Source organism: Bacteroidota bacterium (assembly GCA_016713925.1).
Taxonomy (GTDB): Bacteria; Bacteroidota; Bacteroidia; order AKYH767-A; family OLB10; genus JAJTFW01.
Map to the genome: position 1 here is coordinate 1,425,871 of JADJOH010000007.1, position 11,979 is coordinate 1,437,849.

The 11,979-nt window shown below is 42.4% G+C and carries 8 protein-coding genes; all 8 read left to right on the top strand.

Features of this window, described 5'->3' with window-relative positions; translation table 11 throughout:
- The first annotated feature begins 176 nt into the window (after window positions 1-176).
- The 8 genes from IPJ86_14290 to trxB all read left to right on the top strand — a co-directional run bounded on the left by IPJ86_14290 (window position 177) and on the right by trxB (window position 11,456).
- Complete coding sequence (locus IPJ86_14290) at window positions 177-1,769, top strand: choice-of-anchor J domain-containing protein (protein ID MBK7888395.1); 1,593 nt, start codon at window positions 177-179, stop codon at window positions 1,767-1,769.
- A gap of 1 nt (window position 1,770) precedes the next feature.
- Window positions 1,771-2,682, top strand: coding sequence for a T9SS type A sorting domain-containing protein (locus IPJ86_14295; protein ID MBK7888396.1), 912 nt, complete (start codon window positions 1,771-1,773; stop codon window positions 2,680-2,682).
- Window positions 2,683-2,868: 186 nt separating this feature from the next.
- Window positions 2,869-4,335 (top strand): IMP dehydrogenase, encoded by a 1,467-nt coding sequence (gene guaB, locus IPJ86_14300; protein MBK7888397.1) that lies wholly within the window; start codon window positions 2,869-2,871, stop codon window positions 4,333-4,335.
- 245 nt (window positions 4,336-4,580) lie between these two features.
- Window positions 4,581-6,638, top strand: coding sequence for a peptidylprolyl isomerase (locus IPJ86_14305; protein ID MBK7888398.1), 2,058 nt, complete (start codon window positions 4,581-4,583; stop codon window positions 6,636-6,638).
- Between the two features lie 15 nt (window positions 6,639-6,653).
- On the top strand, window positions 6,654-7,559 hold the full coding sequence (locus IPJ86_14310) for a hypothetical protein (GenBank protein MBK7888399.1): 906 nt from the start codon (window positions 6,654-6,656) through the stop codon (window positions 7,557-7,559).
- Complete coding sequence (locus tag IPJ86_14315; GenBank protein MBK7888400.1) at window positions 7,534-8,892, top strand: peptidylprolyl isomerase; 1,359 nt, start codon at window positions 7,534-7,536, stop codon at window positions 8,890-8,892. The genes IPJ86_14310 and IPJ86_14315 overlap by 26 nt, the downstream gene beginning before the upstream one ends.
- A 21-nt stretch (window positions 8,893-8,913) precedes the next feature.
- Window positions 8,914-9,888, top strand: a complete 975-nt coding sequence (locus IPJ86_14320; protein MBK7888401.1) for an AAA family ATPase — start codon at window positions 8,914-8,916, stop codon at window positions 9,886-9,888.
- A 635-nt stretch (window positions 9,889-10,523) separates the two neighbouring features.
- A complete protein-coding gene (gene trxB / locus IPJ86_14325; GenBank protein MBK7888402.1) occupies window positions 10,524-11,456 on the top strand; it encodes a thioredoxin-disulfide reductase in 933 nt (310 codons plus the stop codon).
- Window positions 11,457-11,979 lie beyond the last annotated feature (523 nt).

Below are 11,979 nucleotides of genomic sequence, written 5' to 3' on the forward strand. Positions count from 1 at the left end.
ATGGGCGGCCTCCGTTTTTTATATATGTCCGAAACTTAATAATAACACCCTAATTTTTAAGTGATTGAAATTTCATAAATACTGTTAATAACAAACCATCTAAAATTCTTTACAATTGCTTTGCATGTTTCAATTTTTTATTACATTGCTTCACAAATCATAAAACCAATCCATCTATGAACACGAAGTTTTACCTATCACTGAACAGATTCAGGATTTTCTGTGTCAGTCTGCTGTTGTTAATTCTTGCAACTCACCTCCAGGCTCAACCCGGAGGATGTACTCCTACTCCTATCTTCTCTGAAAATTTTGATAATATTTCAGGAATCACTGCAGGTGGCCCCGGCACTTATGCATTCCCGAGCGGATGGCTTCTTGCAAATGTTGATAATAATATTCCCGATGTTCCGGTGTCCTATGTTAATGATGCATGGGAAAGAAGAGAAGATTTTGCAAATAACGTGGCAGACTCCGCGATGTTCAGTACTTCCTGGTATAATCCGCTTTCCTCAGCAGATGACTGGGCATGGACACCAGCTATTGGACCAATAACAGCCAATGCAGTTTTAAATTGGAATGCATTAACCTATGATCCGCTCTTTCCGGACGGGTATGAAGTCAGAGTTATGACTTCCGCAGGAGGACCTCCTAACGGTAGTACGGGGAACATTGGCAACATGGTTGCGAACTCCACGGTATTGTTCAGCATAAGTGCTGAAAACACAACCTGGACACCACGAACCGCGTCTCTTGCAGCTTTTGCAGGGCAAACTATTTATATCGCATTCCGAAACAATTCAAATGATAAGTTTTTATTGGTGATAGATGATGTTGTAGTCACAGATATCATTCCTTCTGCCGAAGTATGCAATGGTATTGATGATGACTGTAACGGACTTGTAGATGATGGTTTACTGTTTACTACTTTCTATGCAGATACCGATGGTGACACTTATGGTGATCCTTCCAGCTCGACTACTTCCTGTGAGGGATCATTAGCCGGCTACGTCACAAACAATACGGATTGTAACGATGGAAGTGCGGCGATTAACCCGGGTGCTACTGAAGTGTGCAACAACCTGATTGATGACAATTGTGACGGACAGACTGACGAGAACTGTATTACGTACACGTACTATCTGGACAATGACCTGGATGGTTACGGAGATCCTGCTGTAACAACCATTTCTTCTAACCCTCTTCCTCCTGCCGGTTATGTAGCTGACAATACAGACTGTGATGACAACAATATTGCTGTGAATCCGGGTGCAACAGAAATCTGCAATGGCATAGATGATAACTGTGATGGAATTACTGATATTGGATCCGTACTCGCAGCAGGTCCAATAACCGGTCCGGGTTCTCAATGTATGCCTGTGCAAACCGGTTCCGGTACTTTCAGTATTGCTGCTGTTCCGGGTGCCATTTCCTATTCATGGTCTGTTCCTTCTAATATGAATATTTTATCCGGACAAGGAACAACTTCAATATTTGTATCCTGGACTCCGTTTGCAGTTCATGATGGTATTGTAGGAAATATCACTGTATCGCCTGTTGATAATTGCGGGGCAGGGCAATCCTCATCACTTGCCATTGATATCAATTACACTGCTCCGGTAAGACCCTCTTCCATTTCCGGACCGGTTAAATTATGTCCGGGAGATATAGGTACGTACTCTGTGTTTCCGGTGGCAAAGAGCTTCTTCTTACCAATGGAATTTACCTGCGGGATTAACAATTTCTTCAGGTGCCGGTACCAATATTATTAGTGTGAGTGCCGATAATTCATTTGCTGGCGGAACTATTTCCTGCAGTGCAGTTAACGTTTGCGGTGCCAGTCCGGTGAGAACACGAACTACCCTCTTAAATACGCCAACAACTCCTTCCGCAATTAGCGGTTTTGCCAATGGCCTCTGCGGCGCTACCGGGGTGGCTTACTCCGTAGCACTTTTACCAATGGCCTCCGGTTATACCTGGTCTGTACCGGCAGGTGCAACCATCATGGATGGTCAAGGCACCAATTCCATTTTAGTTGATTTCGATGCAAACTTTACCAGTGGAGCAATTACCGTAACCGGGAACAATGGCTGTGGGGATGGACCTGCCAGAAGTCTCACTGTAAAGGGTGCACCGGGAGTAGCATCACCCATCATTGGAGATATCAGCATCTGCAATGGTCAAGTCAATGTGAAATATGAAGTGAATACTGTTGCCGGTGCCGGTAATTATCAATGGACGGTTCCTACAGGGGTAACATTGGTTTCCGGACAGGGCACTAAAGAGATATTTGTGAATTATGGAGCAACAACAGCCTCTGGTTTACAGATTTCAGTGATTACATCCAATAGTTGCGGTAATAGCACTGCTCGGGTTCTGAATGGTATTGTTGTAAATCCGGCGAACTGCATCCGTGTTGGAGATAACAGTACAGCTATTGCCTTGAGCGTTTTCCCAAATCCTGCACATTCCAATACCCTACTCCGCTTCAACATGTTTGACAATTCACCTTATCAGTTGAATTTAACAGACGTTAGCGGACGCATCATTTATTCTCAAAAAGGCAGTTCCACCGTAGGAATGAACCAGATCGAAATGAATGTTGAACAGTATGCATCCGGTATTTACTTTGTTGAACTTCAATCAGAAGGTCTGACAAAATCTGTAAAATTGATCATAGAATAATTTAATTCTCCCTTTAAGAAGAGCCTTTTCGTAAAGAAAGGGCTCTTCTTTTTTTAAAATGACTTTAATGAACTACTATTTGCATTTAAAGATTAAATTTTAAGAACTTAAAGATGAATAAATGAAATTGAAAAATTTCATAGCGAAATAATCCTATTTTTGCATGCCAATATCCGCGATCATCCTATGAAATCAGATCAAAAGTTTATTGGCGAAGGCCTTACCTACGACGACGTTTTACTTGTCCCGGCTTATTCCGAGGTAATGCCAAGGGAAACAGACACTTCCAGCTATTTTACCAGAAAAATTCCGATAAAGGCACCCATTATTTCAGCTGCAATGGATACCGTTACGGAATCTGCTATGGCCATTGCGATGGCGCAGGAAGGCGGAATTGGCGTCCTGCATAAAAACATGAGTATTGAACGCCAGGCAGCGGAAGTCCGTAAAGTTAAGCGAAGTGAAAGTGGTATGATTCAGGATCCGGTCACCATGACCGAAGAGGCATCCATTGGGGAAGCGCTTAAGATTATGCGTGAAAACAAGATTGGCGGGATTCCCATTCTGAACGCTGCCGGTAAACTGAAGGGCATACTTACGAACCGCGATCTTCGCTTTGAGAAAGACATGAAGAAAAAAGTCAATCAGGTGATGACGAAGGAAAATCTGATTGTCAGTACCGGGGTGACGAGTCTTCCAAAAGCAGAATTGATTCTTCAGCAGCATAAAATTGAAAAACTACCTGTAGTAGACAAGACCGGTAAACTGATCGGTCTGATTACCTATAAAGACATTCTTAAATTCAGGTCCAGACCGAATTCCAATAAAGATGAACTCGGGCGTTTACGGGTAGCCGCCGCCGTTGGTGTCACCGCTGATACGCTGGAGAGAGTGGATGCGCTGGTCAAAGCCGGTGTAGATGCCATTGTTATTGATACCGCACATGGTCACTCAAAAGGAGTGATAGATACTTTGAAAAAAGTTAAAAAAGCATTTCCCGGAATTCAGATTGTCGTAGGAAATATAGCCACGGCTGATGCTGCCAAGGCTTTGGTTAAAGCCGGAGCTGATGCGATAAAAGTGGGTATCGGTCCGGGTTCCATTTGTACCACGCGTGTGATTGCCGGAGTTGGAGTACCACAGTTTTGGGCAGTATATGAAGTGGCCAAAGCCTTGAAGGGAACAGGTATCCCTCTGATTGCGGATGGAGGTATTCGTTTTACAGGAGATGTTGCAAAAGCTATTGCAGCAGGAGCAAGTACAGTGATGATTGGTTCTCTCTTCGCCGGGACAGAAGAGTCGCCGGGAGAATCCATGATCTATGAAGGAAGAAAATTCAAAGTCTACCGGGGAATGGGGTCTATAGAAGCCATGAAGGAAGGTTCAAAAGACCGTTATTTTCAGGATGCGGAGGATGATATTAAGAAATTAGTTCCTGAAGGTATTGTGGGAAGAGTTCCCTATAAAGGATCTGTTTCGGAAGAGGTTTATCAATTAGTAGGTGGATTAAGAGCGTCGATGGGCTATTGTGGAGCAAAAACCATCAAAGATTTGCAAGAGGCCAGATTTATCAGGATCACCTCTTCCGGCATCAGAGAAAGCCATCCACACGATGTGACCGTGATGCGGGAAGCGCCTAATTATTCGCGGTAGTATTAACCTGCCTCTCTTCTTTTTTTCAGGTTTGTTTAAGATTGCCTGCTGAATAGTAGCATTACCAAATGCCGTTTTACTCTACAATACATTGATTATCAATTAAAATGTATTGGATTAAGTTTAAATTCACTTAAAAGTGTGAACATCATTTCACGATTTTTTCATTCTATTATGAGTGTAAACTGACCCTATAAGGTTCAGAGTTTATTACATTTGCCTCCCTGTAAATTCAGACATTAACTATGAAAAAAGTAATTCTCTATTCCCTCTTTCTCTCTGTGGCGCTCGTTTCCGCATCTGCTTATTCGCAAGTAAAGCCAAAGGCTCCTGTTAAACCAGCAAAGCCGGCTCCAGCCACGAAGTCAGTTGCCGCAAAGCCTGCAGTACCATTATCCGGTGTTTCGGTTGATCCTATTCTTCTAAATATTGCCGGAGAAAATATTTTCAAATCCGAATTCGACAGAGTTTTCAAGAAAAACAACCGTGACTCTGTATTTACCGAAGAATCCGTTCGGGAATATCTGGAATTATACATCAACTACAAGCTGAAGGTAAAAGAAGCAGAATCGTTGAAAATGGATACCGGCAGTACCTTCCAATCGGAACTTGCAGGCTATCGCAAACAACTGGCTCAACCCTATCTCACCGATAAAGAAGTCAGCGAAAATTTGATTCGTGAAGCTTATGAAAGACTTAAAAAAGACGTGAAAGCCAGTCATATCCTTTTAAAACTCGCTCAGGATGCACTACCTAAGGACACCGTTGCTGCCTATAACCGTCTCATGAAAATTCGGGACATGATTAACAAAGGTGCTGATTTCGGAAAAGTTGCACGTGACTCCAGTGAAGATCCCTCTGCAAAAGATAATTCCGGAGACCTGGGCTATTTTACAGGAATGCAAATGGTTTATCCTTTCGAGTCAGTAGCATTCAACAGTAAACCGGGCGTTATTTCGATGCCGGTCAGAACCCGTTTCGGTTATCATATCATAAAAGTAACGGATAGTCGTGCGGCACAAGGAGAGATTCGTGCAGCACATATCATGGTTAGAACACCCAAAGAAGCCAACGACTCCGCTTCCGCTGCTGCTGAAATGCGCATCAAAGAAGTAGAAAAGGCATTGAAAGGAGGCATGGCATGGGATACTGCTGTAACCATCTACAGTGAAGATAAAGGTTCCGCAAAAAAAGGCGGAGAGCTGCCCTGGTTTGGAACCGGACGTATGGTACCTGAGTTTGAGAAAGCAGCATTTGCACTGAAGAGTGAGGGAGATATCAGTGGTATTGTTAAAACGTCCTATGGTTATCATATCATCCGTTTACTGGAGAAACGCGGTATTCCTCCCTTTGAGGAGAAGAAAGGTGAGCTCAAACAATTAATAGCCAGAGACAGCAGAAATGAATCCAGCCGTTTAAGCATGATAGCTAAAATTAAAAAGCAGTTTAAATTCAAAGAAGTTCCTAAAGTAAAAGATGAGTTCATCGCGACATTAGACACGACTCTTTCAGAAGGCGAATGGGATCTGAATAAAGCGGATAAATTCACCAGGACCATTTTCACTTTGACAGATTCATTGGGTGCAGTTACCAATTTCACGCAGCAGGATTTTGCAAAATATGTCAGTACACATCAAACAAAACGCAGCGGCAACAATCCTCAGGCAATAGGTTACTCTATGTTTGATCAATGGATCGGAGAAGCGGTTATAGGATACTTAGAAGAGCGCTTAGATAACCTCTACCCGGATTTCAGAAACCTCATGCGTGAATACAGAGATGGAATATTATTGTTTGACCTGACCGATCAAATGGTTTGGAGCAAAGCGGTGAAAGATACAGCCGGCATCGAAGCCTATTATGCTGCCAATAAAAACAATTACCTCTGGGGAGAGCGATGCAATGCTGCCATCTACACTTGTCTGAATGCAAAAGTAGCGGCAGACTTCCGTAAACAAATGTTGAAAGGCAAAAAATCTTCAGCAGACATCATCACTGCCATTAACAAAAATACTCCTAACGGAATTTCTACACGGGAAGGAAAATATGCGCACGGAGAGAATGAAATCATTGAGGCTGCAGGCTGGAAAAAAGGTTTAAGTGCTGACATCAACAAAAACAACCAGTTGCTCATCGTTGAAATTAAAGAAATCCTTCCTGTGATGCCTAAAACTTTAGAAGAAGCGAAAGGTGTAATTACAGCTGATTATCAAACTTACCTCGAAAAAGAATGGATTCAATCGCTTCACGATAAGTACAAGGTGCAAGTCTTTGAGCCGGTATTACAAACCCTCTGGAAATAAAAATCAGTTCCTCATTTGATCAATAGCACTGTAAAGACCCTGGCATCCACGCTGACAAAAACGTTCTTGTCGGGCAGTTTACTGCTGTTGTTGTTACTCCCTGCCTGTAAGAAGAAGAAACAGGACAGTACTTTATCGGAGAAAGTGATCGCCAGAGTCTATGATCGCTATCTATACATTGAAGATCTTTCTAACATCGTTCCTTCGGGAACAGGGAAGAATGATAGTTTGACCATCATAAAAAACTATGTTCAAAACTGGATCCGGCAGCAAAGCATACTAAAGAGAGCTGAAGAAAATCTGGATGAAGAAAGAAAAAATGTAGATCGGGAACTGGAAGAATACCGCAATTCACTGATCACCTATATTTACGAAAGTGAATTGGTACGACAAAAGCTGGATACTAACATTTCAGAACAGGAAATTGAAAAGTATTATACGGACAACGAGAAAAACTTCCAGTTAAAAAATAATATCCTCCAGGTACGCTATCTAAAAGTACCGCCATCTGCACCTAAACTGGAAAAGGTCAAACAATGGTATAAGAGTAATTCAGAAAAGGATTTCAAACTATTGGAAGATTATTGTTTTCAGTTTGCAACAGATTATTTTTTTAATGATGAAGAGTGGCTCCTGTTTGATGAACTGTTAAAAAAGATACCCATAAAGACCTACGATCAGGAGCAATTTCTTCGAAACAACAGGTTTATTGAAATACCGGATTCAACCGGAGTGTTTTTTGTTAATATTAAAGGATTTAAAATAAAAGAAAGTCTGTCACCGTTAAGTTTTGAAAGGGAAAACATTAAAAACCTCATTTTAAACAAACGGAAATTGGAATTAATAAGTGAAATGGAAAAAGACGCCTATCAGGATGCTTTACAAAAAGAAGAAATTGAAAATTGGATATCTAAGCCTTAGTGTACTCTTCCTCCTCACGTTGAGTTTCCGTGGTTATTCGCAACCGGGAAAACAGCAGGTGGTGGATCAGGTAGTAGCTGTTGTTGGCAATAATATCATCATGTTATCTGATATCGAAGCGCAATACCAGCAATTCCTTTCTCAGACTACCTTGCGTGGTGATGATTTAAGATGCAGGATTTTAGACCAGCTCTTACTGAATAAACTCTTGCTGCATCAGGCGAAAGTAGACAGTGTGGAAGTCACCGATGATCAGGTAGAGCAAAAGATCAATCAAAACATGTCGTATTACATCCAGCAAATTGGCTCTGTGGAGAAGTTGGAAAAATACTATGGTAAATCCATGTCGGAGTTGAAGGAAGAATTCCGTCCAATGGTACGCGACCAGCTGGTGACACAGCAGATGCAAAGTAAGGTCACCGGAGGCATCAATGCTTCACCCAACGATGTAAAGAACTTTTACGAAAGCATTCCCCGCGATAGTCTGCCCTTGATCAACTCCGAAGTGGAATATTCTCAGATCATCAAAAAAGTGGCGGTGAGTGACGAAGAAAAAAGAAAGACGAAGGAAGAAATCATCAAGCTAAGGGAAAGAGTTATAAACGGAGAAGAATTCAGCACCCTTGCCATTCTCTATTCACAAGATAAAGAGAGCGCGAAGCAAGGTGGAGAATTGGGATTTGTGAATCGCGGTGACCTCGTTCCCGAATTTGAAGCAGCGGCATTCCGTTTAAAGAGTTTGACAGAAACATCACCGGTCATTGAAACTCAATTTGGATTTCATATCATTCAGCTCATTGAACGACGTGGAGATAAAATCAACTGCCGCCATATTCTCCTGCACCCCAAAGTATCTCCTGAAGATATTGTCACAGCGCAGGCAGAAATCGATTCTATAGCCAAGTTGATACGGGAAGGGACACTGACTTTTGCTGAAGCGGCGGAGAAATTTTCGGATGATAAGGACACCAAACTCAATGGAGGAATGGTCTTAAATCCTTCTTCCGGTTCCAGTCGATTTGAATCGGATCAGGTAGATCCGACAGTACTTTTCCAACTGGATAAAATGGAAAAGGGAGCCATTTCCAACCCGATGATTACTTCTACGCGTGAAGGAGATCAGGCCTATCGTATTTTGCTCTTAAAGAGTCGTACAGAACCACACCGGTTGAATATGAAGGACGACTACCAACGGCTTCAGGAGTTAGCACAGGCGGATAAACAAAATCGTATCCTGGAGCAATGGCGGAACAAAAAGAAAGCCCTTACGTATATACGCATCTCTGATGATTATAAAAACTGCCCCATCCTCACCGATTGGCTGACGCAGTAAATCCCTTTCAATAAAAAAAACATGAACCAAAACTATTCCTCTGATGTTGCAGCAGTAGATGCACTTCGCGAAAAATATCAGCAATTACGATCTGAAATCGGTAAAGTCATCATTGGACAGGATCTCGTTGTTAAAGATTCTTTGATTTCCATTTTCAGTAATGGCCATTGCCTCCTTGTTGGAGTACCCGGTCTCGCAAAGACACTTCTTGTCAACACCATTGCACGTGTATTGGGGTTAAGTTATAACCGCATCCAGTTCACTCCCGATTTGATGCCCAGTGATATTATCGGCACAGAGATTTTAGATGAAAGCAGACATTTTAAATTTGTAAAAGGACCGCTCTTCGCCAACATCATTCTAGCCGATGAGATCAACCGTACTCCACCAAAAACGCAATCTGCTTTACTGGAGGCGATGCAGGAACGTGCTGTAACGGCTGCGGGTAAACGTTATGAGCTACCCAGTCCCTTCTTCGTACTTGCTACACAAAATCCCATTGAACAGGAAGGAACTTATCCATTACCTGAAGCACAACTCGACCGTTTTATGTTCAATGTCAATCTGGATTATCCGAGTATTGAAGAAGAATTATTAGTTGTAAAAAACACTACAAGCAATTTTAATCCTGAGTTAAGTACTATTCTTACCGGCGAAGAGATTCTTTATTTTCAGCAGTTGGTCAGAAGAATTCCAGTTCCGGAAAATGTATTGCAATACGCCGTCCACCTCACTGCCAAAACGCGACCCAATACTGCCCATGCCGCCGGCATCACCAATGAATACCTCAGTTGGGGAGCAGGACCGCGTGCATCACAGTTCCTGGTTGTAGGCGCTAAATGCAATGCTATTTTAAACGGCAAGTATTCCCCGGATATTGAAGACGTAAAAGCCATTGCTCCAGCCATCCTTCGCCATCGTATTGTCAAAAATTTCAAAGCAGAAGCGGAAGGTTTTAGTGTGGAGAATATTATTGCAGATCTCGTTTCGAAGTAAGTTTAAGGTTTAAAGTTTAAGGTTTAAAGTTTAAGGTTTAAGGTTTAAAGTTTAAGGTTTAAAGTTTAAGGTTTAAGGTTTAAGGTTTGGTGCCAGCCAATGCTTCGAATTGTTACTTCAAGTAAGTAATACTATTTCCATTTTATTACTTCCAACATTGATCTATCACTTGAGAATGATCTGTAGAGCAATATTTTTTTATCATAGATGGTTCAAAGATTGGCTGTTTGCCATTTAATTTTAGTGCATTTCATATTCCTCAATATTCAACCCCGTTGGGGTTGTGGGGCGTTGTGTTGCTAACCCCGGACTGCATCCGGGGTTAGCGATGTTGAACCCTTTCAGGGTTCCGGAGAGAGAACCTACGGATGAATGATCACCCCATCTTCAGTTGACGAGCGTTCCCCCAAGTGAGTGAAGCGAGCGTTCCCCCTAGCGCTTTTCTAACCATAGAGGATTATCGTTAAAAAAATTAGCGAGTAGCCAGAGGCGAGCAGCCAGCAGCAAAAAATACTCTTCGAAGATTATAGTTTTAATCAATCAAAATTCTCTTTTCGAAGCACTCATATGTATCCAATGTCACTTTAAAATCAGAAACATAAAGTTACCTTTGCAGCCTCAATTCAAGTAAAAATATGACTACTGAACGCGTCCATTTGTTGATTATTGGTTCCGGTCCTGCCGGATATACTGCAGCGATTTATGCTGCCCGTGCGGACCTTAAACCTGTTCTTTATCAGGGATTACAGCCCGGTGGACAGTTAACGATCACCACTGAAGTTGAAAACTATCCCGGCTATCCCGAAGGAATTCAGGGTCCGGAAATGATGATCGATTTTGAAAAGCAGGCGAAACGTTTTGGAGCGGATATCCGATTCGGCTATGCCACCTCTACCGATTTTAGCGGAGCCATTAAAAAAGTAGTGATTGACGAAAATCACACCATTGAAGCGGATGCTGTTATCATTGCTACCGGTGCCAGCGCCAAATGGCTGGGACTGGAATCAGAAAGCAGACTCAACGGGTATGGTGTCAGTGCTTGTGCGGTATGCGATGGCTTCTTCTTCAGAGGACAGGATGTCGCCATTGTAGGTGCAGGTGATACTGCAGCGGAAGAAGCATCCTATCTGGCTAAGCTCTGTAAGAAAGTATATCTGCTGGTAAGAAGAGATGAAATGCGAGCGTCGAAAGCCATGCAACATCGCGTGATGAACACAGCGAACATTGAAGTATTATTTAATCATCAAACGGTAGAAATATTAGGTGATAAAGGCGTAAGTGGTGTGAAAGTCCTCAACAATAAAACCAACGATGAAAAAGTCCTTGATGTGACCGGATTTTTTGTCGCCATCGGACATGAACCCAACACCAAAATTTTTTCCGGCCAACTTGATCTTGACGAAAACGGATACATTCTTACCAAGCCCGGTTCCACGTATACCAGTGCAGAAGGTGTTTTTGCAGCAGGAGATGTGCAGGATCATATTTACCGTCAAGCGGTGACCGCAGCAGGATCAGGCTGTATGGCAGCGCTGGATGCAGAAAGGTGGCTAGCCGCTAAAATTTAATTCAGAATTCAGAATTCAGAATTCAGAATTAGATGACGAATTAGAATGACGAATTAGAATGACGAATTAGAATGACGAATTAGGTATTTTGAATTTTGAATAAAGGGTTTTCATTTAGCATTTTGACTCAATTGCAGTGAAAACACAGATCTTGATGTTTGACAGATTTGGATGTGGAAAGATGGCTGGCCGCAAAGATTTGAAAATGGGATGATCTCCCAGGCGGGAGACAGGTTTGAAGATTTGAAAATGGGTTGATCTCCCTATGCGGAAGACAAGTTTGAAGGTGTAGTTATTCAAATCCGCGACCATCCGCCAGATCCGTATTCACTTGTCTCGGCGCAGGATGTGACGAGATCAGTGTTCTCTTTAAGTTTTTAGGTTTAATATAATCTTCTGGTTAAACGCCAGGACGCAAGGCAGCTTCGCTGTACGCAAGGGGCACTAGGTAAAACAGTCCAATCCGCGACCTTTCGCCAAATCCGTATTCCCTTATTCATTAAACGCCATAATACCTGAAGAC